We start from the raw sequence: 23,774 nt of genomic DNA, 5'->3' as shown, positions 1-23,774 counted from the left end.
GCTGGCCTCAAGCCTCGCTGGTCTGCGCCGCAGCCGCTGCGCCGGCCGCCGTCAGCGCAAGCATCCAGCGTCCCTCCACCGCCTGGGCCTGCACCCAGGCAGGCTGCTGGGCCTGCTCCAGCAGCAGGTTGAGCATGGTCAGCTCGCGCAGCAGGCTGCTGGCAGCGGCATCCAGGTGCTTGGCGATGCGCACCAGCGGTACCGCCTGCCCGGTGCGGGCCTGCTCCTGTGCCAAAGCTTTGAGCATGCGCTGCGCCAGCGGCGAGAGGGCCGGTGCGGCGTTCAACTCACCCATCACTGCGGCGCCTGGCCGGGCTCCAGCACCACGGGGATCGATTTGGAGGTGGGCGTGCCGGCATGCGCGGCCACGGCCGACAGCGGCACCAGCGGATTGGTCTCCGGGTAGTAGGCGGCGAGGTTGCCACGCGGAATGTCATAGGCCACCAGCTTGAAGCCCTCGACACAGCGCTGCTGGCCATCGTCCCAGACGGTGTGGATATTGACCCAGTCGCCATCGGCCAGGCCCAGCGCGCGGATGTCATCGGCATGGATGAAGACCACCCGGCGCTGGCCAAACACGCCCCGGTAGCGGTCGTCCATGCCATAGATGGTGGTGTTGTACTGGTCGTGCGAGCGGGTGGTCAGCAAGGTGAACACCTGCTGGCCACGCAGCCGCGCACGCGCCCGGTGCGTGGGGGTATCGACCGGCACCGCATGGGCGTGGAAGCTGGCTTTGCCGCTGGCCGTGGTCCAGATGCGCTCGCTGGCGGTGTTGCGCAGCCGAAAGCCACCGGGCACGGCTACGCGCTGGTTGAAGTCGGCAAAATCGGGGAAGACCTTGGCGATCTCGTCGCGGATCAGCGCGTAGTCGGCGGCCAGCGCCAGCCAGTCCACCCGGCTACGCGCGCCCAGGGTGGCATGGGCCAGGCGCGCCACAATCGCCGGCTCGGACAGCAGATGGGCCGAGGCCGGCGGGTTCATACCCATCGACAGGTGCACCATGCTCATCGAATCCTCCACCGTCACGCCCTGGGGCTGGCCGTTTTGCAGGTCGATCTCGGTGCGGCCCAGGCAGGGCAGCAGCAAGGCCTCGCGGCCGTGGACCACATGGCTGCGGTTGAGCTTGGTGGTGACCTGCACGGTCAGCGCGCAGCGCTGCAGGCCTTTCCAGGTTTCATAGGTATCAGGGGTGGCCGCAGCAAAATTGCCCCCCAGTGCAAAAAACACCTGGGCCTGGCCATCGCGCATGCTGGCAATGGCGTCCACCGTGTCCATGCCGTGGGCGCGGGGCGGCGCAAAGCCATAGACCTCCTGCAGCCGGTCGAGCAAGGCGGCTGGCGGCTTTTCCCAAATACCCATGCTGCGGTCGCCCTGCACATTGCTGTGGCCGCGCACCGGGCAAGGCCCCGCTCCTGGCCGGCCGATATGGCCGCGCAGCAGCAGCAGGTTCAAAATCATCTGGATGGTGGCCACCGAATGCGCATGCTGGGTAATGCCCATGCCCCAGCAGGCAATCACCTTGTCCGCGCCCAGGTAGACCTCGGCGGCCGCCCGCATCTGCGCTTCGCTCAGGCCCGATTCCTGCGCCAGCAGCGCCCAGTCTTCAGCCTGCAGGCTTTGCGCCAGCGCCTCAAAGCCGGTGGTGTGCGCAGCGATAAAGGCGTGGTCGAGCACACCGCCCCGCGCCGCCTCCTGCTCCAGCACATGCTTGAGCATGCCCCGCAGCGCTGCCAGGTCGCCGCCCACACGCAGCTGAAAATAGTGCGTGCTGATGGGGCTGGAGCCCAGGGTCGCCATCTCCAGCTTGTCCTGCGGATCGGCAAAGCGCTCCAGCCCGCGCTCGCGCAAGGGGTTGAAGCTGACAATGCGGGCGCCGCGCTTGTGCGCCTCGCGCAGCTCGCCCAGCATGCGCGGGTGGTTGGTGCCCGGGTTCTGGCCAAAGATGAAGACCGCATCGGCCTGTTCAAAATCGGCCAGTGTCACCGTGCCCTTGCCCACGCCGATCTGCTCGCGCATCGCCGAGCCGCTGGGCTCGTGGCACATGTTGGAGCAATCGGGGAAGTTGTTGGTGCCGTACTCGCGCACAAACAGCTGGTAGAGAAAGGCCGCCTCGTTGCTCGCCCGGCCTGAGGTGTAGAACACCGCCTGGTCCGGGCTGGGCAGCGCGTTCAGGTGCTGGGCGATCAGCGCAAAGGCATCGTCCCAGGCAATCGGCAGGTAGTGGTCGCTGGCCGGGTCATAGACCATGGGCTGCGTCAGCCGGCCCTGGTCCTCCAGCCAGAAATCGCTGTGCTGGGCCAGCTCGCGCACGCTGTAGCGGGCAAACAGCTCCGGGCCCGCGCGCCGGGCCGTGGCCTCGGCGGCGACGGCCTTGACGCCGTTCTCGCAGAATTCGAAGGTCGAGGCATGGTTGCGGTCGGGCCAGGCGCAGCCCGGGCAGTCAAAGCCATCGGGCTGGTTGGCCGACAGCAGCGTCTTGGCACCCTTGAGCGCGATGTCGTGGTGCAGCAGTGTGTTCTTGACACTGTTCAAAGCGCCCCAGCCACCGGCTGGGCCTTTGTAGAAGGCGATTTTTTGTTCTTGCATGGCAGGGGCTCGGTGTAGCCCTGCATTTCAACCCGCTGCCCGCTGGCCGTCAAATTCAATGCCGCAATGCCAGCATTCGAAAAACTATGGCTGGGATGGCGGCGCAGCTGCGGCCAAAGCCCCGGCATGCTGCAGGCATTGCTGCTGCCATTCGTCCTGCGCCATCAGCGCGCGCGCCGCCTCCATCGCGGGCATGGCCTGCTGGGATTGCTGGTAGAGAAAGGCGACTTCGCTCTCGACCACCGGCTCCACCAAGGGCCAGGCGCGCAGGCCCGGCGTGTGCCGCACGGTGGCCAGCACGGCGCCGGGCACAATGCTGGCCATCTGGCCCTCGCCCACCGCCTGCAGCAAGGCCTGGACCGAGTTGGTCTCCATCGCCGGTTGCACCAGCACGCCGACGGCCAAAAAGCTGCGCTCCACGATCTGGCGGTTGTGCATATCGGGCGTCAGCAGGCACAGCGGCTGCTGCGCGGCCTGGGCCCAGCCCAGCGGCTCGGCCGCATGCAGGGTATCGGCCACGCAGGCCGGTGCTGGCGCGGACTGCAGCAGGTAGTAGTGCTCCTGGTACTGGGGGGCGCAATGGGTGCGCGGGCGGCGGATGCGGTCGCTGTAGCCCAGCGCCAGGTCCAGGCTCAGCTCTTCGAGGCCGCGTTCAATATCGGGCGAACTCATCGCATGCAGCGCCGGCACCAGGCCCGGGTGCTGGCGGCGCAGCAGGCTGGCAAAGCGCAGCAGCATCGGCATGGCCGTGGGCACGGCCGCCATGCGCAGCTGCCCTTGCAGCTGGCCCGCCTGGGCGGAGAGGCGTTGGCGCAGGCGCGCCTCGCTTTGCAGCATCTCCAGGCCGGTTTGCAGCACCTGCTCGCCCTCGGGCGTGAAGCCGGCAAACACCCGGCCCCGGCGCACGATGGCCACGCCAAACTCGGCCTCCAGCGCGCGCAGCGCATTGGACAGGGCCGGCTGGGTGATGTGGCAGGCCTGGGCTGCCCGCGCGAAATGGCCATGCGCATGGAGCGCGGCCAGGTAGCGCATGGCAGCGAGCAGGTTCATCAGGTATTGCTGCTCACGGAGATGGTCGGAAACTTCGACGAGAAGTCCTTGGCCTGCTGCGCGATCTTGACGGCGATGCTGCGGGCCACCTGGCGGTAGATGGCGGCCACTTCGCTGTCGGGCGCTGCCACCACGGTGGGGGTGCCGCTGTCGGCCTGCTCGCGGATCTGCATCGACAGCGGCAGCGCACCCAGGTAGTCGAGCTTGTAGTCGGCTGCCATGTGCTTGCCGCCATCGGCGCCAAAGATATGTTCCACATGGCCGCAGTGGGTGCAGACATGCATGGCCATGTTCTCGATCACACCCAGGAGCGGCACGCCCACCTTCTCGAACATCTTGATGCCCTTGCGCGCATCGAGCAAGGCGATGTCCTGCGGCGTGGTGACGATCACGGCGCCGGTCAGCGGCACGCGCTGGCTCAGGGTGAGCTGGATGTCGCCGGTGCCCGGTGGCATGTCGATCAGCAGGTAGTCGAGGCCGGCCCAGTTGGTCTGGCGCAGCATTTGCTCGAGCGCCTGCACGGCCATCGGCCCGCGCCAGATCATCGCCTGGTCCTGGTCGACCAAGAGGCCGATCGACATCACCTGCACGCCATGGTTGAGCTTGGGCTCCATGGTCTTGCCATCGCTGCTCTCGGGCTTGCCGTCCACGCCCATCATCATGGTCTGGCTGGGGCCGTAGATATCGGCGTCCAGCACGCCGACGCTGGCGCCCTCGGCCGCCAGGGCCAGCGCCAGGTTGGCGGTGGTGGTGCTCTTGCCCACGCCGCCCTTGCCCGATGCCACCGCAATGATGTTCTTCACGCCGGGAATCAGCGGCACACCGCGCTGCACCGCATGCGTGATCACCTTGTTGCTGATGCTCACCGAGACGTTGTCCACGCCCGGCACCGTCTTAGCCGCGGCCACGAACTGGCTGCGCAGCTGCGGCACCAGGCTTTTGGCGGGGTAACCCATCTCCACCTCAAAGGCGACATCGCCGCCATGGATCTGGAGGTTGCGCACGGCACGCGTGCTGACAAAATCTTTGCCCGTATGCGGGTCTTGGACGCTGGCCAGCGCGGCCAGTATCGTTGGTTCGGTCACTGTCATCGTGTTTTCTATTCCTGAGACAGCAATAAGTCTAGCGAACCACGCTTGCCCTTGCGAACCAGCGACAATCTGGGCTTTTCCCCTGCACCTCTTGAAAGACCTGCACCCGTGAAACTGAAAATGGCCGAGAACTCCGTGTTTGCGATCTTGCTGCGCTCGTCGTGGTGGATCAGTGTGGTGGTCGGAGCCATCATCGTGGTGCTGTGCCTGGCGCTGCTGCCCAAGGACATCCGCTTTGTCGGTGCCGCCGGCAGCCTGCCTTTCCTCGTGATCGGCGCCATGGCCGCCAAGCGCCAGTGGAGCCAGCCCAGCGCTGCGGCCACCGAGGCGCTGCTGGCGCAGGCTGGCGCCATGTCCGGCCGCGATCTGCAGGCCTGGCTGAGCCGCGCCTGGCAGGCCGAGGGTTATGCCGTCACCCCCGTGCAGCAAGGCGCGGCCGATCTGCAGCTGGCGCGCAACGGCCAGACCACGCTGGTGCAGACCAAGCGCAGCAAGGCCGGCGTGCATGGCATCGAGCCGCTGCGCGCGCTGCATGACGCGGCCAGCCAAGCGGGCGCCGCCAGCGTCTATGTGCTGCTGCAAGGCGAGCTGAGCGACAACGCCCGCCCGTTTGCCCGTGACCAGAAAATCGTTCTGCTGCAGAACCTGGAGCTCGCGACCTTGCTGAAAAAGGGCGCGGCGCGCTGATGCGGCACTGCCCGCGCCGGCAGTAGCGGCTGGGCGACAGAGCCGCTTGGCGAAGGCCTGCAGTTTCGGCTATGGTGCAGGCCATGTCGCCCGCTCTGCACTACAGCCCCCATTCCGCGTCCACCGCCATCGTGCTCTCAGGCGGCGGCGCGCGTGCCGCCTACCAGGTGGGGGTGCTGCAGGCGCTCTCGCGCCTGCGCCAGAACGCCGGGGCCGACCATGAACCCACGCCCTTCCCCATCGCCGTGGGCACCTCGGCCGGCGCGATCAATGCCGCAGGTCTTGCCTGCGGCGCCGACCATTTCGACCTGGCCGTGCAGCGCCTCTCGCGGGTGTGGCGCAATTTCTCCACCAGCCAGGTCTACCGCGCCGATGCCTTTGGCGTGATGCGCAGCGGCGCGCGCTGGCTGAGCCTGTTGACGCTGGGCTGGGCGCTGACGCGCTGGCACCACAGCAAACCGCGCTCGCTGCTGGACAATGCGCCGCTTTTGGAGCTGCTCAAGGCCGAGCTGCCGCTGGAGAAAATCCCGCACCTGCTGCACAGCGGCAAGCTGTCGGCGCTGGCGATCACCGCATCGAGCTACACCACCGGCGAGCACATCACCTTCTATGAAGCCGGCCCGCATGTGCCTGCCTGGTCGCGCACGCAGCGCCGCGCCATCCAGGACCGCATCAGCCACCAGCACCTGATGGCCTCGTCGTCGATCCCCTTCATCTTTGCGCCCGCCGAGCTGATGCTGCGCGGCCAGTACAACTACCTGGGCGATGGTGCGATGCGCCAGACCGCGCCGCTGGCCCCGGCCGTGCACCTGGGCGCCCAGCGCATCGTCGTCGTCGGCGTGGGCCGCTCGCACGAGGTGCTGAACCTGCCCCAGGGCGAGCACCCGCCGTTCCCCTCGCTCGCCCAGGTGGCCGGCCATGCGCTGTCCACCATCTTTCTCGATGCGCTGTCGGTCGATGTGGAGCGGGCCCAGCGCATCAACCACACCTTGAGCCTGATCCCCGAGGCCGAGCGCGCCCGCAGCGCGCTGCGTCCGCTCGATCTGCTGGTGATCACGCCATCGCAGTCGCTCGATGCGTTGGCGCTGGAGCACCTGCAAGAACTCCCCACGCCGGTGCGGGCACTGCTGGGCGCGATGGGCGTGTCCGTGCACAGCCAGAACGTGGGCAGCGCGGCGCTGGCGAGCTACCTGCTGTTCGAGCCGGGCTACACCCGGGCGCTGATGGCGCTGGGCCGGGCCGACACCATGGCCCGGCGCGACGAGGTCTGCGCCTTTTTTGGCTGGGGCAGCCGCCCAGCCAGCCCCGCCAATCCCCTGGTCGCGCGATCCGGCCCCGTAAGCGCCTAGAATTGCTCGGTTCTGGAGCGCCTTCGCGCGCGAGGGCTGGCAGCACGCCGCCCTCCCTGTGACCAGAATCCGCAACGGCCACCGGCCTGCGTCCTCTCTGTGATTAGAAAGTTCCGCAACCCTATGTCTCAACGAAAGATTTTCGTCACCACCGCCCTGCCGTATGCCAACGGCAACTTCCACATCGGCCACATCATGGAATACATCCAGGCCGATACCTGGGTGCGTGCGCAGCGAATGCAGGGCAATGCGGTCAACTTTGTCGGTGCTGATGACGCCCATGGCGCGCCCATCATGATTGCCGCCGAAAAAGCGGGCAAGACGCCCCAGCAGTTTGTCGCCGACATCGCCGCCGGCCGCAAGCAGTACCTCGACGGCTTCCACATCGGTTTTGACAACTGGAGCAATACCGACAGCCCCGAGAACCACGCGCTGTCCAAGCAGATCTACCTGGACCTGAAGGCCGCCGGCTTCATCGAGACGCGCACCATCGAGCAGTTCTTCGACCCCGAGAAGAACATGTTCCTGCCTGACCGCTTCATCAAGGGCGAATGCCCACGCTGCCACGCCAAGGACCAGTACGGCGACAACTGCGAAGTCTGCAGCTCCGTCTATGCGCCCACCGACCTGATCAACCCCTACTCGGCGCTGTCCGGCGCCAAGCCGGTGATGAAGAGCTCGGAGCATTTCTTCTTCAAGCTGTCCGACCCGCGCGCAGTCGAGTTCCTGACCACCTGGACCCAGGACGGCCAGCATGTGCAGCCCGAGGTGGCCGCCAAGATCAAGGAATGGTTTGGCGTGCGCACCAACCCCGATGGCTCGACCAGCGAAGGCCTGGACGACTGGGACATCTCGCGCGATGCACCCTACTTCGGCATCGAGATCCCCGATGCACCGGGCAAGTACTTCTACGTCTGGCTCGATGCGCCCGTGGGCTACCTCGCCTCGCTCAAGGAGTTGCTGGGCAAGCGCGGCGAAGACTACGAGGCCTACATGGCTGACCCGGCGCTCGAGCAGTACCACTTCATCGGCAAGGACATCATCACCTTCCACACCTTGTTCTGGCCTGCGATGCTGAAGTTCAGCGGCCGCAAGACCCCGACCAAGATCTGCGTGCATGGCTTCCTGACCGTGAACAACGGCGAGAAGATGAGCAAGAGCCGGGGCACCGGCCTGGACCCACTCAAGTACCTGGCGCTCAAGATGAACCCCGAGTGGCTGCGCTACTACCTGGGCGCCAAGCTCAATGGCAAGAACGAAGACATCGACTTCACTGCCGAAGACTTCATGCTGCGCGTCAACTCCGACCTGATCGGCAAGTACGTGAACATCGCCTCGCGCGCTGCCGGCTTTATCAGCAAGCGCTTTGAAGGCCGCCTGGGCGCGGTGAGCGTCGATGGCCAGGAGCTGCTGGCGGTGCTGCGCGCGCAAAAGGAGGCGATTGTGGCCGCCTACGAGGTGCGCGACACCGCCCGTGCGGCCCGCGAGATCATGCTGCTGTGCGACAAGGTCAACAGCTATGTCGATGCCAACAAGCCCTGGGAGCTGGCCAAGAAGGAAGGCATGGAGCAGCGCCTGCACGATGTCTGCACGGTCTGCATCGAGGCCTTCCGCATCCTGACGATCTACCTCAAGCCGATCCTGCCGGGCATCGCCGCCGAAGTGGCGAACTTCCTGATCGTGCCGCCCGAGCAATTTGGCGACGTGGCCAAGCCGCTGGGCGCTGGCCACCAGATTGGCGTCTACCAGCACCTGATGCAACGCGTGGACCCGCTGCAGCTCGAAGCGCTGTTCGAGACCCCTGCCAGCCAGGAAAAAGCTGCTGCCGCTGCAGCGCCTGCCAAGGCCAAGAAGGCCGAGAAAAAAGCCGAAGCCGTGGTGGACCCGAACGCCCCCGGCGGCGAGCCGCTGGCCGAGACCATCGGCATCGACGACTTTGCCCGCATTGACCTGCGCATTGCCAAGATTGTCGAATGCAAGGCCGTCGAAGGCTCGACCAAGCTGCTGCAGCTGACCCTGGATGTCGGTGAAAAGGGCGAGGACGGCCAGCCGAAGATGCGCAATGTGTTCAGCGGCATCAGCAGCATGTACACGCCCGAGCAGCTGCAAGGCAAGCTCACGGTGCTGGTCGCCAACCTGGCGCCGCGCAAGATGAAGTTCGGCATCTCCGAAGGCATGGTGCTGGCCGCCAGCCATGCCGACGAGAAGGCCCACCCCGGCATCTATGTGCTCGAGCCCTTCCCCGGCGCGCTGCCCGGCATGCGCATCCACTGATCTGCATGGCCGCTGACCGCCGCCTCTTGAAGCCCCTGCGCTCCGTAGCCGCAGGGGCTTTTTACTGCACCTGCGCATCGCTGCTGGGCGGCTGCAGTGTGGTGACCGTGGGCGCCGCCGCCGTCAGCGTGACCGCGACTGCCGTGGGGCTGGCCGCCGATGCAGCGGTGGGCACGGCCAAGGTGGTGGGCAAAGGCGTGGGCAAGGCCTATGACATGGCCACCGGCGAGGAGCAGGACAACAGCGGTATTACCGTGCGCTACCGCGAGCCCCGGCCGGGCGAGACCTTCCCGCCGCAGCAGCCCAGCGAGCCGTTGCCAGCGCCTGCGCCAAGCCAGCCAGTGCCGCCAGCCAGGCCTGCAGCGGCGCCGGAAACCGCCATCCCCAGCGGTCCCTGAAGCACACGGACTTCAGCCCCGGTCAGTTACCAGCGTAGCGGCCAGGACGGTGGCTAATCCACAAAAACACGCTCATCACGACGGCAGCCAGTACCGAGTAGGCCACGCGCTCGAATGGCACGACCCACAGCGCCAGCAGCACCACCGTGCAGTCGATGACCATCTGCACCTTGCCGGCGCGGATGCCATAGCGGTCCTGCAGGTAGAGCGACACAATGGTGGCGCCGCCCAGGCTGGAGCGGTGGCGCGCCAGAAAGAGGCAGCCGGTGCCCATCAACAGGCCTCCGGCAATCGCGGCATATAGCGGGTTCAGGTAATCGATATGGATAAAGCGCGGACCGATATCGACCAGCAGCGCCAGCATGGCCACCGAGACAAAGGTCTTGATCGTGAACTCCGGCCCCATGCGCGTCCAGGCGAACCAGTAAAAGGGCAGATTGATCGCAAAGAAAATCGCGCCAAACGGCAGGCCTGTCGCGTAGTGCAGCAAGAACGCCAAACCTGCGGTGCTGCCCGTCAGCAGCCCGGCCTGCGCAAACAGCCCCAGGGTGATCGAGACAAACAGCGAGCCGGTGAACAGCGCCTGCGCATCTTCAAAGCGGCCATGGCGCAGCGCAGGGCCGAGCGACGCGGGCGCAGCAGCGACGGGGCCAGGCAGAGCCGTAGGGCCGTCAGGGCGGGATAGCGGTGAGGACATGTCGGGTTGACAGCAAGTTTCATGCCCGCGCAAGGGTGGTGCGCGGGGCTGCCTGGCATGGGTGATGCTAGGTATAAACCCGAATTTTAAAGAGTTTCAGCCCGTTACTGTTAGGCATATCCGCAACAGTTCAGGGCCCTTCAGTGCGAATGAAGGCCGCGCTCAGCGGCTATTCACCACCTGGGTGCTGTTGCTGCGCAGCACCTTGCCCTGGGCGTCGAACACCACGGTGAACAGCATCTTGGTGCTGGGCGGGTCGATCCAGCCCCAGTCCCATTCGGCCTCGTTCTTCAGCGGATAGCTGGTGCGCTTGGCCGGCTGGCCCAGCAGGCGGCGGATCTGCTGCTGGTCCATGCCCGGCTGCACCTTGGCAAAGTAGGCGGGCGCCAGCACCTGGCGCAACGCGCTCATCTTGCCGTCGGTGCCAATGGTGATCATGTAGTTCTGGGCACCGGCGGGCTGGCGGGTGTACTCCAGCGTGTGCGAGCCATCGGCCTCGTCCCAGATCTGGTTGGGCTCGCCAAAGCGGTCGCGCACGTCCTGCTCGGTGGAGACGTGCTCTTCCAGTTCCTTGATGCGCTGCTGGTCGCAGCCCGCCAAAAACACGGAAACGGCCAGCGCAGAGGCGGCGATTGCAAGCTTGGTGACGAAGGACATGGTCAGGTTCGGTAGAATCCAGGCACAAGAGGTAAATATACGCTATGTCTTTCTTCCGCCGCCCCGACTACCAATCCGACACCACCCAGTTCCTGCTCAAGCTCAAGGCTGACAAGCCCGAGCTCGAACAAGGCCAGCGCGAAGGCCGCGCCCTGCTCTGGGACAAGGATCTGGACCGCCAGCAGCAAGCCGAGTACCAAACCGCACGTGTGGCGCAAAAGCCCTACGTGTACCAAACCAACCACGATTGATCGCCCTGCCCGCTGCCGGCCACCTGGCCCCGCAGCGGCTTTCGATCCCGCATAGCCCCCGCGCATGGCAACACCCGGCAACCTGACCCAGGCTGAGGACGGCGTGCGCCCCGCCGCTGGGGCTGCCGCCATGCCCGAGGTGGTGGACCAGGTCGCGCTCGCACGGCTCTACGGCGAGCCGCTGTTCGCCATGCCGACGGATCTGTACATCCCGCCCGATGCGCTCGAGGTGTTCCTGGAGGCTTTTGAAGGCCCGCTGGACTTGCTGCTCTACCTGATCCGCAAGCAGAACTTCAATATCCTCGACATCCCGATGCTGAGCGTCACGCGCCAGTACCTGAGCTATGTCGACGAGATCCGCAGCCGCAACCTGGAGCTGGCCGCCGAGTACCTGCTGATGGCCGCGATGCTGATCGAGATCAAGTCGCGCATGCTGCTGCCGCCCAAAAAGCAGGCCGAGGGCGAAGAGGCCGAAGACCCGCGGGCCGAGCTGGTGCGCCGCCTGCTGGAGTACGAGCAGATGAAGCTCGCCGCCCAGGGCCTGGGCGCCGTGCCGCAGTACGGGCGCGACTTCATCAAGGCCCAGGTCTTTATCGAGCAGGCGCTGCAGCCGCGCTTTCCCGATGTGGAAATGTCCGAGCTGCAGGAGGCTTGGCGCGACATCCTCAAACGCGCCAAGCTGGTGCAGACCCACAAGATCACCCGCGAAGAGCTCTCGGTGCGCGAGTACATGAGCGCCATCCTCAAGCGCCTGCAAGGCCGGCGCTTTGTCGAGTTCGAGGACATCTTCGAGCCGGAAAAAGGCAGCACCGTGCTGGTGGTCACCTTTATCGCGCTGCTGGAGCTGGCCAAGGAAACGCTGATCGAGATCACCCAGGCCGAAGCCTTTGCGCCCATCTATGTGCGGCTGTCCTATACACCCGTCTAGCTTGGCAGGATCGGACCGAGCCGCTGCCCAAGCCCCCTTTTCCCTGCCCTTTATTCCATCGGAGACACACCATGCCGCATCTCGTCATCGAATACACCAGCAACCTGGAGAACTTCCCCGAGGCCCATCTGCTCGATGCCCTCAACGCCGCCGTCATCGCCAGCGGCCAGGTGCAAAACGAGCAGGACCTCAAGAGCCGCACTGTGCGCACCGAGCAGTTCGTCATTGGCGCCGACCCCACCGCCCTGCGCGGCTTTGTGCATGCCGAGCTGCGCCTGCTGGCCGGCCGTACGCCCGAGGCCAAGCGTGACCTGTCCGACCGCATCGGCGCGGTGCTGCGCGAGTTCACGCCCCACCCCGAAGGCATGCTGGTGCAGCTGAGCGTGGACATTGTCGATATGGACCGGGGCGCGTACTACAAGGGTTCGCTGTAAAGCACAACGCTTGGCCGCGATGCGTTCGCGGCACCGTCAGGACAAAGGCCTGCCGTCTCTTGCGAGAGGGCAGGCCTTTTTCATGCAGCGGGCGGCACCAGAGGCCGCCGCCCACCCAGGGGTCAGTGCTCCAAAGTCGCCTGGCCCTTGCCGTCCTTCTCGATACGGATCTTGCGCATCACGCCATCGGTGGCCTCGGTGACGGCGAACTGCCAGCCATCGATCACCACCACATCGCCTTGCTGGGGCAGCGCACCGTTGAACTCGGTGAGCAGGCCGCCCAGGGTCGTGAAGGCATCGGCAGACGAGACCAGCTCATTCGAGCCCAGCAGCTGCTGCACCATGTGCACATCGGCCGCGCCGCTGGCGATCCAGGTATCGGGCTCGCCCTCCACCGCCTGGATCGTGAAGCTCTCGTCCTCGTCGGGGAACTCGCCGGCAATCGCTTCGAGCACATCGACGGGCGTCACCACGCCGCTCATCACATGGAACTCGTTGATGACGATGACCATATGGCCCTTGGACTGGCGCAGGTCGTTGATCAGCGCGATCACGCCGGCGCCCTCGGGCACCATCAGCGGCTTGCGGATGGTGGCGGGCTGGATCGCGCCATGCTGCATCAGGTCCATCAGCATGTCCTTGGCACGCGCCACACCCTGGAGCTGGTCCACATGGCCCATGCACACCGGCAAGTGGCTGTGCGGGTTGTCGTTGAGCGAGCGCTGGATGGCTTCGGCATCGTCGCTCAGGTCCACCCAGTCCACGTCCGAGACCGGGGTCATGATCGAGCGCACCTTGCGGTCACCCAGCGACAGCACGCCGCTCACCATGATGCGCTCTTCCGGCGCAAAGGTCAGCTCGGCCTCGGCGGCAGCCGGGTCGTCCTGCGCATGCTCGGTCTGGGCCTGGCCGCTGCGGCCGGCCATCAGCGACAGCACCTTCATCGCCGTGCGCTCGCGCATCGGCACGCGCTGCTCATGGCGGATCGCGTTGCGCGAGGACACCTGGTTGAAGGTCTCGATCAGGATCGAGAAACCAATGGCGGCGTACAGATAGCCCTTGGGCACATGGAAGCCCAGGCCTTCGGCCACCAGGCTGAAGCCGATCATCAGCAGGAAGCTCAGGCAGAGGATGACGATGGTCGGGTGCGCATTGACAAAGCGGGTCAGCGGCTTGGAGGCAAACAGCATCACACCGATCGAGATGATGACGGCCGCCATCATCACGCCCAGGTTGTTGACCATGCCGACGGCCGTGATCACCGCATCGAGCGAGAAGACCGCATCGAGCACCACGATCTGCGCGACCACGGCCGAGAAGCTGGCGTAGACCGTGCTGTTCGACTTGCTCATGCTCACGCCTTCCATGCGCTCATGCAGCTCGGTCGTGGCCTTGAACAGCAGGAACAGTCCGCCCAGCAGCAAAATGAGGTCGCGCCCCGAAAAACTGAGCGGCCCGACGGAAAACAGCGGTTGTGTGAGCGTCACCAGCCAGGAGATGGCGGTCAGCAGCCCCAGGCGCATCACCAGGGCCAGCGACAGGCCGATGACACGTGCCCGGTCCCGCTGGTGTGGAGGCAACTTGTCGGCCAGGATCGCGATAAAGATGAGATTGTCGATGCCCAGAACGATTTCGAGCACCACCAAGGTGACGAGACCAATCCATATCTGCGGGTCGGAGAGCAGCTCGATCATGCGGCGCTCCCTTCAAGGGGCAGAGACACCGTCAGCGGTGTACTGGGGCTAGAACGAAAGGACAGCGACAGCGTGGTCGCGCAAGGGAGAGGCTCAGGGTCCGGGTTGTCGGGCATAAAATCCGAAGGGTTGCTAAACAGCCTCCATCCTAACGTGCAGCACAAAAACCCTTGGACTCTGGCCCATTCGTCGCGGTAGCAACATGCTGCACCAGCCCCATATCCCGGAACGTTCAGCCCTTATGCCTTCTTCTTTGACCGATGAAGATTTGCTCGCGATGGAACAGCGCTTGGCAGCCACGCAAGCAGCACCATGGACTTCTTATGTTGAAGGTCGCGACCATACATGCGGTTCCGACTTTATCCAAACCGGTGAAGGTGCCACCCGAGGCGAAGACATCGAACTGAGCGGCGCGACCGTTGCGGACCAGGATTTCATCGCCGCTGCGCGGCAAGACATGCCGCGCCTCTTGGCCGAGGTTCGAGCGCTGAGAAAACGGCTGGCGTCTTCCCGCCTGCAATAAGCCTATGGGCCTGGGTCAGCCTGCGGCCAGACCGGCACCGCACCCAGCACCTGTGCCGGAATCCAGCCGCGCAGGCTGTTGAGAAAAGCCCAGGCCTGTACACGCGGCACATCGCTCAACGTCACCACGCCTTCCACCACCTGACCCGCCTGCAGCGCCAAGCGGCGCCCCACACCGGGCAGCAGGCCGCAGTGCAGCGTGGGGGTGACCCAGCGGCCATCGATCTGCATGGCGATATTGCCCCGGGTGGTCTCGGTGATCTCGCCGGCCTCGTTCCACAGCAGGGTGTCGAACACGCTGCTGTCTTGCGGCGCCCAACGCTCGTAGTGCGCGCGGCGGCTGGTTTTGAAGCGCACAAACTCGCCATGGGCCTCGGCCAGCGGTGCGGGCGCCCATTGCAGCGCCACTTGATCCGGCGATGGCGGACAGGCAAAGGCCTCGGCCTGGAACCTGCCCTCCGCATCGAGCAGCAGGCGCAGGCGCCACAGGCCTTGCGGATGGGCCTGGGCCAGGCCGTCCAAAGCCGCTTGCGCGGCCAAGCCATCCCAGCGGTAGCCAAAATGCGCGGCGGCGCCGGCCATGCGCGCCAGGTGCAGCGCAGCATGGCGCAGCTGGCCATCGTCCAGCGCCAAGGTCTCGATCAGGCCAAAGGGCATGCTGGCCCGCTCCAGAAAGGCACGTTTGTGCATCCATTCGCGCCACTCACCATCAGCAGTGGCATCGGCGGTGATGCCGCTGCCAATGCCGCATTGCAGCTGGCGGCCACGCAAGGTCACCGTGCGGATGGGGACGTTGAAGGTCGCGCGTATGCCCCCTGCGCCATCGGAGCGCACCACGCCCAAGGCGCCACAGTACCAGCCGCGCGGCCCAAGTTCCAACTCGGCAATCGCCTGCATGGCCGCCCGCTTGGGCGCGCCGGTGACCGAGCCACAGGGAAACAAGGCCTGCAGCACATCGGCCAGGCCAGTGCCCTGGGGCAGGCGGGCCCGCACATCCGAGGTCATCTGCCAGACGGTGGGGAGGGCCTGCAGCGCAAACAGCTGGGGCACCTGCACACTGCCCAGCTCGGCGATGCGCGCCAGGTCATTGCGCAGCAGGTCGACCACCATCACGTTTTCGGCCCGCTCCTTGGCCGACGCGCGCAAGGCCTGGGCCTGGGCCTCGTCCTGCGCAGGGCTGCTGCCCCTTGCGGCCGTGCCCTTCATCGGACGGGTGAGGATGTCGCCGGCGCCAGCCACTGGCTGCTGCCAGTCAAAAAACAGCTCGGGCGATACCGACAGCAGCTGCTCCTCGCCCCGGTCGATATGCAGCGCATAGCCGCCGGGCTGGGCCTGCTGCAGCGCGGCAAACAGCGCGGCGCCATCTACGTTGCCGCCGCCAGGCAAGGCGCTGTGGCCTTGCAGCTGCTGGGTGTAGTTGATCTGGTAATAGGCGCCGCTGCGGATATCGGTATGGATGCGCGCCATCTGCGTATCGAACTGCGGGCGGGCGAGCGTGCTGCGCCACTGCACTTGCACGGCAGGCGTCTCTGCCTCAGGCAGCTGCGCGATGTCAGCAGCTGGCGCGTCCCATACCGCAAACCAGGCCAGCGGCTCGCCGCTGGGTGCTGCCTGTGTCGGCAAATAGGGGTTCAGCGCGGTGGCGGCCTCATAGCGCAGGCCGCCCACGCAGCAGGCCCCGGCTCGCGCGGCCTGCTCCACGGCATCCAGCAACGCCCGCAACGATGGCGCATCCTGCGCCTCCAGCACACGGTCGGGACCCGTCAGGTTCAGGCGCAGGCGCTCCCGTTCGCCAGACAAAGGCTGGCCCATGTCGATGCGGGCAGAAAAGGGCTTGTGCGCTGTCATAGGGGCGCCAGCATAGCGGCCTGGCCTTGTCCTTGCAGCACAATAGCCATCTTGTCCGCTTCTCACGCCACACCTGTGCTCTCCGCCCCGCGCCGCGCCCAATGCCCCAACTGCCTGCGTCCGCAAAGCGCCTGCATCTGCGCGCTGGCGCAGCCGCTGCAGGCTGCCACCCAGGTGCTGATCCTGCAGCACCCGCTGGAGCTGCAGGAGGCCAAGGGCACTGCGCGCCTGCTGCAGCTGTGCCTGCCAGGCAGCCAGCTGGTGGTGGGCGAGGCCTTTGACCCTGGGCAGCTGCAGCAATGGCTGCATGGCCCCTGGCCGGGTGCCGAGGCACCGCAGCACACCCTGCTGCTCTACCCCCAGACGCCCGACCAGCCCGCCGCCTTGACAGCGCTGGCGGGCAGCGATGCGCCAGTGGGCGTTCGGCGCCTGGTACTGATCGATGGCACCTGGCGCAAAAGCCGCAAGATGCTCTATGCCAACCCGCTGCTGGCCCAGTTGCCCCGCCTGGCACTGACGGACACCGGGCCTGCCGGCTACCGCATCCGCAAGGCGCCGCGCGCGGGCCAATTGTCGACCCTGGAGGCCGCTGCGCTGGCGCTGCAGCAGCTGGAGGCCTGGCCCGATGGCGCGCCGCCGCTGCAGGCGCTGCAGCAGTCGTTTGACGGGCTGATCGCGCAGTACGAACGCCTGCGTGCGGCACACTGAGCAATTGGCGCCCTGGCGACAATGCGCCCGCCTGCGCGCCCGTGGGTGAGCGCGCACTCGGACATACTCCAGGCCAAGCATTTTTTCTATCCCTGACGGAGCCCTTGCATGAAGTTCTCGACCCTCACCCTGCTCAGCGCCGCGCTGTGCGCCGCCGGCCTGGCCCAGGCCGCTGCCCCCTCGGATGCCGCCGTGCAAAAAGCCAGCAGCGCCAGCCTGCGCGAATGGATCGAGGTGCTGGCGCTGCCCAATGACTCGAATGTGGCGGCAGATATCGAGAAGAATGCGCAGTGGTTCAAGGCGGCGCTGGACAAGCGCGGCTTCCAGACCCAGCTGCTGCCCAACCAGGGCAAGCCCATGGTGCTGGCCACCCTGCCGCCCGTGCCCGGCGCCACCAAGACCGTGCTGTTCTACGCCCATATGGATGGCCAGGCGGTGACGCCTGCCGAATGGCAGCAGGAGAGCCCCTGGAAGCCGGTGCTCAAGGAACGCCAGGCCGATGGCACCTGGAAAGAGATTGCGCTCGACCAGCTCTACGGCGCCCAGCCCAACCCCGAGTGGCGCGTGTTTGGCCGTTCCTCGTCCGATGACAAGGCCCCCATCATCATGCTGATGGCCGCCCTCGACGCGCTGCAGCAGCAGGGCCTGGCGCCCAGCACGAATATCAAGATCCTGCTCGACTCGGAAGAGGAAAAAGGCTCGCCATCGCTGGGCGGCGTCATCAACGCCAACCTGGATGCCTTGAAGGCCGATGCACTGCTGGTGCTCGATGGCCCCATGCATGCCAGCAACCGCCCCACCCTGGTGTTTGGCAACCGGGGCGTGGCCCAGGCCACCTTGACCATCTATGGCCCGAGCCAGGACCTGCACAGCGGCCACTACGGCAACTATGCCGCCAACCCCGCCTTCACGATGGCGCAGCTGCTCGCCTCGATGAAGGCGCCCGATGGCCGCGTGCTTGTCAAGGGCTACTACGACGGCATCAGTTTTGATGCCCCAACGCAGGCCGTGATGCAGGCCGTGCCCGATGACGAAGTCGCACTGCGCAAGCGCCTGGGCATTGCCCAGGCCGAGAAGGTGGGCAACAACTACCAGGAGTCGATGCAGTACCCCTCGCTCAATGTGCGCGGCCTGCAAAGCGCCGATGTAGGCGCCAAGGCCCGCACCGTGGTGCCCGCCCAGGCCATTGCCGAGCTGGACCTGCGCACGGTGCCCGAAACCCCACCCGAGCGCCTGCTGCAGCTGCTCAAGACCCATATCGAAGGCCAGGGCTTCACCCTGATTGACGGCGAGCCCAGCGCCGAGCAGCGCGCCCAGTACCCCAAGCTGGCGAGCCTGAAGATGGGCGGCGTATCGGCCTCATCCAGCGCCGTGCGCACCGACCTGAACGCCCCCATTGGCGACTGGCTGCGCCAGGGCATGCAGCAGGCCTGGGGCCAGGCCCCTGTGCAGATCCGCATGATGGGTGGCACGGTGCCCACCGGTGCTGCAGTGCAGGCGCTCAAAGTCCCCTTTGTGATCGTGCCCATGGTGAACGCCGACAACAACCAGCACAGCAAGAACGAGAACATGCGCCTGGGCAACTACTTCGATGGCGTCAAGAGCCTGGCATCCATCCTGAGCCAGCCCTGGAAATAAGCCCCAAAAAAGGCCCCCCAAACGCATGGGGGCCTGCCGTGCCGGGGCCTATCAGGCCCAACGCTGCTCAGCGCCGCGCTGGCACGCCGTCTTTCCACTGCGGCCAGTCCTTCACCACCGTGTCGACAAAGACACCGCCCACGGCCGCCACATTGGCCACCGTCTCGGCAAAGCCGCCTGCGGTCTCGCCGGGCTTGGGGTCCAGGTGAGCCTGGGTGGTTTCCTGCGGGTTGCCCTGGTCAAAATTGACCGAGCCGCGCAGGCTCAGAATGCGGTCCGTGCCATGGCTGCGCTTGAGCACCAACGCAATGGCGGCGGCCTCCATCTCGGTGGCGACATAGTCGTCCGCACCATAGAGCTTGGCGATGTACTGCGCCTCCTTGGACAGACCCGGGCCGTGGAAGAAGGTGTCGCCCGTCATGTGCGTGCCCACATGCACGCTGGGCGCCTTGCGCGCCGCCGCATCGGGGTAACGCATGCGGTAGCGCTGGGCCGAGTCGCTGTCTTGCAAGGGCACGGCGCGGGTCATCGCATAGGCGGCTTGGGTCAGCGCCGGGTTCAGTGCAAAGCGGCGGAAGTCCTCATAGCCCTTGCGTGGCATAAAGACGGGCGCACCCGCCTGGCCCTCTTCCGGCGCCCAGCGGTGGCCCAGGTCGTAATCGACCAGCCAGCTGCCCCAGGTCACATCGCCAATAGTGCCGCGCGATGGCGGGGTGCCGGCCACGCCGCTGATCACATAGTAGGCCTGGTCAAAATTGAACTGCGGGTTCAGCACGATGGCCTGCATCGAGGCCGAGGCATTGACCTTGCCCATGCCCAGCACGCTGCCGCAAACGCCATCGGCATTGCAGAACACCGGCCCCAGCGCGCCGGGCACCTGGATCGGCCGGGCATCGCGGAAGTAGCGCTCATACCAGTGCTGGAACTCACCAGCCCGGTCGCCGGTGTTGGCACCGATCTCGAACATGGCCGCGACAAACACCTTGACCTGGACCGGTGGCGAAGCCTGCGCGGTCAGCGCCGCGTTGCGGCTGGTGCTGGCACAACCTGACAGCAGCGCCAGCAGCAAGGCGCTGGCGCACAGCGGCCGGGCGAGAGAGCGAAGCGGGGCACGGGGCATGGGGTATTTCTCCTGGGTCAGATCACCGGCCTATCACTGCGGCCCGGCATGCTGCGCATTGTAGGTCGGCAGGCTGGCTGCAGCCTGGCCCAGCGCGCTCAGCAAGGCATCGACTTCGGGCACCGCTGCCCGGTGCAGCGGCAGCAGCACCTGGGTGCGGAACGGAATCGAAAAGGCCAGCGGCCGCTGCACCAGGCCCTGGCCCAGGCAGGCCTGCGCGGTGAAGGGGTTCACGATCGCCAGGCCCAGGCCGTTTTGCACCATCGCGCATACCGCCACGGCGCTGTGCGTCTCCAGCAGCATCTGCCGGCCCACACCGGCATCGGCAAACACCTGGTCGATCTGGATGCGGTAGGGATCGCCCTCGGCCAGGCTGATAAAGGCCTGGCCGGCAAAGTCGGCCGGCTGTAGCCGCTTCTTGCGCGCCAGCGGGTGGCCTGCGGGCAGCACCGCGACCTCATCCACCGCCGGCAGTGCCACCGCGCGCGTGCCGGCCGGCGCCTCGCCCTGCTCGGTCAGCCCCAGGTCATAGCGCTGGGCTGCCATCCACTGCTGCAACAGCGGCGCCTCCTGGGTGGCGACGCTGACCGCCACCGGCCCCTGCGCCTGCTCCATGCGCGCCAGCGCTGCCGGCAGCAGCGCATGGCTGAGCGCGGGCATGCTCAGCACACTGATGCGCGCCGCCTGCGGGCGTGACAATGCGACGGCCCGGTCAATCACCCGATCCAGCCCCTGCCAGCTGCGCTGCACCTCTTCCCACAGCGCCAAGGCGCGCGCATTGGGCCGCAACCTGCCCTGCACCCGCTCAAACAGCGGGTAGCCCAGCAGCTGCTCCATGCGGGCCAGATCGCGGCTCACCGTCGGCTGGGAGCTGAACAGCAGGCCCGCCGCGCCGGTCACGCCCCCGGCCAGCATGACGGCGCGGAACACCTCGATATGGCGGTGCTGCAGCCGGGGTGCTGAGGGGCTGGGCTCCCGGGAGGGATCGGAAGCGGATGAGACGGGGGCTGGCGAACGGGGCATGGCTGGTAAGCGATACGAGTTAGACATATCCATTATGAATGACATGCCGATAAATAAGCATTAGACCAAATACCCCAGCCCGGGCACACTGGCAGCCTGTTTCCTTTGATTCCCTGCCCCTGGCACACCGACTATGAGCAACCCCTTTACCCCCGATCTGCTGTGGCAGCTGGCCGATGACTTCAACACCCCGCTGTGGGTCTATGACGCGGCCACCATCGGCCGGCGCATTGCCGAGCTGCAGGCATTTGATACGGTGCGCTTTGCCCAGAAGGCCTGCTCCAATATCCATGTGCTGCAGCTGATGCGGGCGCAAGGCGTCAAGGTCGATGCAGTCTCGCGCGGCGAAGTGCTGCGCGCGCTGGCGGCTGGCTACCAAGGCGGCTTTGGCCAGCCCTCCGACATCGTGTTCACCGCCGATGTGATGGACGAGGCCACCTTGGCCACCGTGGTCGAGCACCAGATCCCCGTCAATGCCGGCTCCATCGACATGCTGCACCAGCTGGGCCAGGCCTCGCCCGGCCATGCGGTCTGGCTGCGCATCAACCCCGGCTTTGGCCATGGCCACAGCAACAAGACCAATACCGGCGGCGAGCACAGCAAGCACGGCATCTGGCACAGCGACCTGACGATGGCACTGGCGGTGATCGCCGAGCGCGGCCTGCAGCTGGTGGGCCTGCACATGCACATTGGCTCGGGCGTGGACTATGGCCACCTGCAGGAAGTCTGCGGCGCCATGGTGCAGCTGGTCGAGCGCACCCACGCGGCCGGCCACCGCCTGCAGGCCATCTCGGCCGGCGGCGGCCTGTCCATCCCCTACAAGGACGGCGACGCCACCATCGACACCCAGCACTACTTTGGCCTCTGGGATGCCGCGCGCAAGCAGGCCGAGGCACTGGTGGGCCACCACCTGGGGCTGGAGCTGGAACCCGGCCGTTACCTGGTCGCCGAATCGGGCGTGCTGCTGGGGACGGTGCGCGCCACCAAGGATGCTGGCAGCAACCACTTTGTGCTGGTCGATACCGGCTTCAACGAGCTGATGCGCCCGGCGATGTACGGCAGCTACCACGCGATGCATGTGCAGCGCCGTGGCGCCGGCGTGCTGCCAGTGCAGCGCAAGGCCGTCGTCGCCGGTCCGCTGTGCGAATCGGGGGATGTCTTCACCCAGGGCGAATCCGGCGTGGTGCTGCCCCGTCCACTGGGCGATGCACAAGTGGGCGACCTGCTGGTGATCCACGACACCGGTGCCTACGGCGCTTCGATGTCCAGCAACTACAACAGCCGCCCGCTGGCCGCTGAGGTGCTGGTCGACAACGGCCAGGCCCGCCTTATCCGCCGCCGCCAGACGGTCGAAGAGCTGCTGGCGCTGGAGCTGGGCCTCTGATCAGCGCAGGGCCGCGCGCCATGGCGCCATTGCCGCGTCCAGGCGCGGCGACTGCATGGCCCCGACATTGCAGCGTGACCAGCGCGAGGTCGCGCTGCTGTCCAGGCTGAACACCCGGCCCGGCGCCATCGTCACCTGCCGGGCCCGCAGTTGCTCGGCCAGTTGCGCGGAATCCTCGCAGCCGGGAAAGGCCGCCCACAGGTACAGCGACTGCTCGCTGCGCGCAAACACCTCGCAGCCCTGGCGGTCCATCCATGCCAGCGCCTGCGCCGTGGCCTGGCCCAGGCGCCCGCGCAGGCGCACCAGGTGCCGCTCGTACTGGCCTTCGCGCAGCATCACATCGACCATGCGCTCGCAGTACTCCGAACCACTCACATGGATGAGGCTGCGCAGATCGGCGAGGTCACTGGCCAGATCGGGGTGACAGGCGATAAAGCCCACCCGCAGCGCCGCAGAGAACGACTTGGAAAAGCTGCCGATGTAGATCGTGCGCGCCAGCTGGTCCAGCACCGACAGGCGTGTGGCCGAGGTCGGTTTGAAATCGGCCAACGGGTCGTTTTCGACGATCAGCATCTGCTGCTGGCCCGCCAGCTGCAAGATGCGCCAGGCCTTGGCAGCGCTCAGGTCCGAGCCCGTGGGGTTGTGCGCCAGCGACTGGGTAAAGAAGAGGCGCGGGCGCTCAGTCTGCAGCAAGCGCTCCAGCGCCTGCACATCCGGGCCATCGGCCTGGCGCGGCACGCCCAGCACGCGGGCACCGGCGAGCTTGAGCTTGCCAAACAGCAGGTAGTAGCCCGGGTCGTCCACCAGCACCGTCGTGCCCGGCGTCACCCAGTGGCGGATGACCAGGTCGAGTGCGTCGTTGGCTCCCTGGGTCAGCAGCAGCTGCTGGGGCGTCACCTCCAGGCCAAACATGCCCAGCTTGCGCACCAGGCTGTCCCGCAACGGCGCATAGCCCATGCGGCTGCCGTAGCGGAACAGCGCGCCCAGCCCCGTGCGCACCACTTGGTGGTGGTAGCGGTCCAGCCGCATATCGGCCAGCCAATCCACCGGCGGAAAACCATCACCCAGCGCCAGCGCATCGGGCTGGGTCTTGAGCTGCTCGCGCATCAGCCAGACCACATCCATCGCGCGCTGCAGCGGCGCGCTGTCCTCGGCCGCAGGCAGCGCTGCCACCGGGCGCTGGGCCAGCACATAAAAGCCTGAACCACGCCGCGCCTCGACCAGGCCGCGCGAGACCAGCAGCTCAAAGGCCGCCACCACGGTGTTCTTGGCATAGCCATGCAGCTGCGCCAAGGCGCGCAGCGACGGCAGCTTGTCACCCGCGCGCAGCACGCCATCGGCCATCTGCCGGCCCAGCATCGCGGCCAGGTTTTCTGCAATCGAGGCCTTGCGGCCAGAGGCGGGTGGCATGGATGTTCCTTGGGGAAAGCCAGGC

Annotated in this window: 22 protein-coding genes; 11 read left to right on the top strand and 11 right to left on the bottom strand. The window is 66.5% G+C overall.

The window, feature by feature from the left end:
* Positions 1-7: 7 nt before the first annotated feature.
* From WH367_RS04470 to apbC, 4 genes are all read right to left on the bottom strand, one after another.
* Positions 8-295 (bottom strand): hypothetical protein, encoded by a 288-nt coding sequence (locus tag WH367_RS04470; protein WP_339534451.1) that lies wholly within the window; start codon positions 293-295, stop codon positions 8-10.
* Positions 295-2,586, bottom strand: coding sequence for an FdhF/YdeP family oxidoreductase (locus WH367_RS04465; RefSeq protein WP_339534450.1), 2,292 nt, complete (start codon positions 2,584-2,586; stop codon positions 295-297). The genes WH367_RS04470 and WH367_RS04465 overlap by 1 nt, the downstream gene beginning before the upstream one ends.
* Before the next feature lie 84 nt (positions 2,587-2,670).
* Positions 2,671-3,636: a LysR family transcriptional regulator gene (locus tag WH367_RS04460; RefSeq protein WP_339534449.1), complete on the bottom strand. Its 966-nt coding sequence runs from the start codon at positions 3,634-3,636 to the stop codon at positions 2,671-2,673.
* Positions 3,636-4,727, bottom strand: coding sequence for an iron-sulfur cluster carrier protein ApbC (gene apbC, locus WH367_RS04455; protein ID WP_339534447.1), 1,092 nt, complete (start codon positions 4,725-4,727; stop codon positions 3,636-3,638). The genes WH367_RS04460 and apbC overlap by 1 nt, the downstream gene beginning before the upstream one ends.
* 108 nt (positions 4,728-4,835) lie before the next feature.
* On the opposite strand from apbC, the gene WH367_RS04450 reads away from it, so the two are divergent.
* The 4 genes from WH367_RS04450 (at position 4,836) to WH367_RS04435 (ending at position 9,435) form a co-directional block, all read left to right on the top strand.
* The gene (locus WH367_RS04450; RefSeq protein ID WP_339534446.1) at positions 4,836-5,414 is read left to right on the top strand and encodes a restriction endonuclease; all 579 of its coding nucleotides are present in this window, start codon (positions 4,836-4,838) and stop codon (positions 5,412-5,414) included.
* Positions 5,415-5,497: 83 nt separating this feature from the next.
* A complete protein-coding gene (locus tag WH367_RS04445; RefSeq protein ID WP_339534445.1) occupies positions 5,498-6,763 on the top strand; it encodes a patatin-like phospholipase family protein in 1,266 nt (421 codons plus the stop codon).
* Between the two features lie 123 nt (positions 6,764-6,886).
* Positions 6,887-9,037 carry a methionine--tRNA ligase gene (gene metG, locus WH367_RS04440; RefSeq protein ID WP_339534444.1) on the top strand — a complete coding sequence of 717 codons (2,151 nt, stop codon included), beginning with the start codon at positions 6,887-6,889 and terminating at the stop codon, positions 9,035-9,037.
* Between the two features lie 5 nt (positions 9,038-9,042).
* Entirely contained in the window at positions 9,043-9,435 is a 393-nt protein-coding gene (locus tag WH367_RS04435; RefSeq protein WP_339534442.1) for a hypothetical protein, read from the top strand.
* Positions 9,436-9,457: 22 nt separating this feature from the next.
* Here WH367_RS04435 and WH367_RS04430 read toward each other — a convergent pair whose 3' ends face one another.
* The gene (locus tag WH367_RS04430; protein ID WP_339534441.1) at positions 9,458-10,132 is read right to left on the bottom strand and encodes a YitT family protein; all 675 of its coding nucleotides are present in this window, start codon (positions 10,130-10,132) and stop codon (positions 9,458-9,460) included.
* A gap of 162 nt (positions 10,133-10,294) precedes the next feature.
* On the bottom strand, positions 10,295-10,789 hold the full coding sequence (locus WH367_RS04425) for a hypothetical protein (RefSeq protein WP_021026490.1): 495 nt from the start codon (positions 10,787-10,789) through the stop codon (positions 10,295-10,297).
* A 44-nt stretch (positions 10,790-10,833) separates the two neighbouring features.
* Between WH367_RS04425 and WH367_RS04420 the strand changes: the two genes are divergently transcribed.
* From WH367_RS04420 to WH367_RS04410, 3 genes are all read left to right on the top strand, one after another.
* A complete protein-coding gene (locus WH367_RS04420; protein WP_021026491.1) occupies positions 10,834-11,040 on the top strand; it encodes a DUF3460 family protein in 207 nt (68 codons plus the stop codon).
* Between the two features lie 64 nt (positions 11,041-11,104).
* The gene (locus WH367_RS04415; protein ID WP_021026492.1) at positions 11,105-11,968 is read left to right on the top strand and encodes a segregation and condensation protein A; all 864 of its coding nucleotides are present in this window, start codon (positions 11,105-11,107) and stop codon (positions 11,966-11,968) included.
* Positions 11,969-12,039: 71 nt separating this feature from the next.
* Positions 12,040-12,402, top strand: coding sequence for a 5-carboxymethyl-2-hydroxymuconate Delta-isomerase (locus WH367_RS04410; RefSeq protein ID WP_021026493.1), 363 nt, complete (start codon positions 12,040-12,042; stop codon positions 12,400-12,402).
* A gap of 122 nt (positions 12,403-12,524) precedes the next feature.
* On the opposite strand, the gene WH367_RS04405 is transcribed toward WH367_RS04410, so the two are convergent.
* Positions 12,525-14,093, bottom strand: a complete 1,569-nt coding sequence (locus WH367_RS04405; protein WP_445228072.1) for a TerC family protein — start codon at positions 14,091-14,093, stop codon at positions 12,525-12,527.
* 244 nt (positions 14,094-14,337) lie between these two features.
* Here WH367_RS04405 and WH367_RS04400 point away from each other — a divergent pair, with 244 nt between their 5' ends.
* Positions 14,338-14,619 (top strand): hypothetical protein, encoded by a 282-nt coding sequence (locus WH367_RS04400; protein WP_027010807.1) that lies wholly within the window; start codon positions 14,338-14,340, stop codon positions 14,617-14,619.
* 2 nt (positions 14,620-14,621) lie between these two features.
* Here the strand turns inward: WH367_RS04400 and WH367_RS04395 are convergent, their stop codons facing one another.
* Positions 14,622-16,466 carry a chorismate-binding protein gene (locus tag WH367_RS04395; protein ID WP_339534438.1) on the bottom strand — a complete coding sequence of 615 codons (1,845 nt, stop codon included), beginning with the start codon at positions 16,464-16,466 and terminating at the stop codon, positions 14,622-14,624.
* 51 nt (positions 16,467-16,517) lie between these two features.
* Between WH367_RS04395 and WH367_RS04390 the strand changes: the two genes are divergently transcribed.
* Both WH367_RS04390 and WH367_RS04385 read left to right on the top strand, forming a co-directional pair.
* Positions 16,518-17,174 (top strand): tRNA-uridine aminocarboxypropyltransferase, encoded by a 657-nt coding sequence (locus tag WH367_RS04390; RefSeq protein WP_339534437.1) that lies wholly within the window; start codon positions 16,518-16,520, stop codon positions 17,172-17,174.
* Between the two features lie 108 nt (positions 17,175-17,282).
* On the top strand, positions 17,283-18,812 hold the full coding sequence (locus tag WH367_RS04385; RefSeq protein ID WP_339517388.1) for a M20/M25/M40 family metallo-hydrolase: 1,530 nt from the start codon (positions 17,283-17,285) through the stop codon (positions 18,810-18,812).
* A 67-nt stretch (positions 18,813-18,879) separates the two neighbouring features.
* Here WH367_RS04385 and WH367_RS04380 read toward each other — a convergent pair whose 3' ends face one another.
* Both WH367_RS04380 and WH367_RS04375 read right to left on the bottom strand, forming a co-directional pair.
* The gene (locus WH367_RS04380) at positions 18,880-19,932 is read right to left on the bottom strand and encodes a purine-nucleoside phosphorylase (RefSeq protein WP_339534436.1); all 1,053 of its coding nucleotides are present in this window, start codon (positions 19,930-19,932) and stop codon (positions 18,880-18,882) included.
* A gap of 33 nt (positions 19,933-19,965) precedes the next feature.
* Positions 19,966-20,955 (bottom strand): LysR family transcriptional regulator, encoded by a 990-nt coding sequence (locus WH367_RS04375; protein ID WP_339534435.1) that lies wholly within the window; start codon positions 20,953-20,955, stop codon positions 19,966-19,968.
* Between the two features lie 133 nt (positions 20,956-21,088).
* On the opposite strand from WH367_RS04375, the gene lysA reads away from it, so the two are divergent.
* Complete coding sequence (gene lysA / locus WH367_RS04370; RefSeq protein WP_339534432.1) at positions 21,089-22,339, top strand: diaminopimelate decarboxylase; 1,251 nt, start codon at positions 21,089-21,091, stop codon at positions 22,337-22,339.
* On the opposite strand, the gene WH367_RS04365 is transcribed toward lysA, so the two are convergent.
* Entirely contained in the window at positions 22,340-23,749 is a 1,410-nt protein-coding gene (locus WH367_RS04365; RefSeq protein WP_021026231.1) for an aminotransferase-like domain-containing protein, read from the bottom strand.
* Positions 23,750-23,774: the final 25 nt, after the last annotated feature.

The organism is Comamonas sp. MYb21 (genome assembly GCF_037479395.1).
Classification (GTDB): Bacteria; Pseudomonadota; Gammaproteobacteria; order Burkholderiales; family Burkholderiaceae_C; genus Comamonas.
The sequence above is the reverse complement of the archived record's forward strand: the minus strand, read 5'-3'. Positions and strand labels throughout refer to the sequence as shown.

Bases quoted from the DNA above. Each gene is read 5' to 3' on its own strand.
- WH367_RS04470 (WP_339534451.1), bottom strand. From the start codon at position 295: ATGGGTGAGTTGAACGCCGCACCGGCCCTCTCGCCGCTGGCGCAGCGC.
- WH367_RS04465 (WP_339534450.1), bottom strand. From the start codon at position 2,586: ATGCAAGAACAAAAAATCGCCTTCTACAAAGGCCCAGCCGGTGGCTGG.
- WH367_RS04460 (WP_339534449.1), bottom strand. From the start codon at position 3,636: ATGAACCTGCTCGCTGCCATGCGCTACCTGGCCGCGCTCCATGCGCAT.
- apbC (WP_339534447.1), bottom strand. From the start codon at position 4,727: ATGACAGTGACCGAACCAACGATACTGGCCGCGCTGGCCAGCGTCCAA.
- WH367_RS04445 (WP_339534445.1), top strand. From the start codon at position 5,498: ATGTCGCCCGCTCTGCACTACAGCCCCCATTCCGCGTCCACCGCCATC.
- metG (WP_339534444.1), top strand. From the start codon at position 6,887: ATGTCTCAACGAAAGATTTTCGTCACCACCGCCCTGCCGTATGCCAAC.
- WH367_RS04435 (WP_339534442.1), top strand. From the start codon at position 9,043: ATGGCCGCTGACCGCCGCCTCTTGAAGCCCCTGCGCTCCGTAGCCGCA.
- WH367_RS04430 (WP_339534441.1), bottom strand. From the start codon at position 10,132: ATGTCCTCACCGCTATCCCGCCCTGACGGCCCTACGGCTCTGCCTGGC.
- WH367_RS04425 (WP_021026490.1), bottom strand. From the start codon at position 10,789: ATGTCCTTCGTCACCAAGCTTGCAATCGCCGCCTCTGCGCTGGCCGTT.
- WH367_RS04420 (WP_021026491.1), top strand. From the start codon at position 10,834: ATGTCTTTCTTCCGCCGCCCCGACTACCAATCCGACACCACCCAGTTC.
- WH367_RS04415 (WP_021026492.1), top strand. From the start codon at position 11,105: ATGGCAACACCCGGCAACCTGACCCAGGCTGAGGACGGCGTGCGCCCC.
- WH367_RS04410 (WP_021026493.1), top strand. From the start codon at position 12,040: ATGCCGCATCTCGTCATCGAATACACCAGCAACCTGGAGAACTTCCCC.
- WH367_RS04400 (WP_027010807.1), top strand. From the start codon at position 14,338: ATGCCTTCTTCTTTGACCGATGAAGATTTGCTCGCGATGGAACAGCGC.
- WH367_RS04395 (WP_339534438.1), bottom strand. From the start codon at position 16,466: ATGACAGCGCACAAGCCCTTTTCTGCCCGCATCGACATGGGCCAGCCT.
- WH367_RS04385 (WP_339517388.1), top strand. From the start codon at position 17,283: ATGAAGTTCTCGACCCTCACCCTGCTCAGCGCCGCGCTGTGCGCCGCC.
- WH367_RS04380 (WP_339534436.1), bottom strand. From the start codon at position 19,932: ATGCCCCGTGCCCCGCTTCGCTCTCTCGCCCGGCCGCTGTGCGCCAGC.
- WH367_RS04375 (WP_339534435.1), bottom strand. From the start codon at position 20,955: ATGCCCCGTTCGCCAGCCCCCGTCTCATCCGCTTCCGATCCCTCCCGG.
- lysA (WP_339534432.1), top strand. From the start codon at position 21,089: ATGAGCAACCCCTTTACCCCCGATCTGCTGTGGCAGCTGGCCGATGAC.
- WH367_RS04365 (WP_021026231.1), bottom strand. From the start codon at position 23,749: ATGCCACCCGCCTCTGGCCGCAAGGCCTCGATTGCAGAAAACCTGGCC.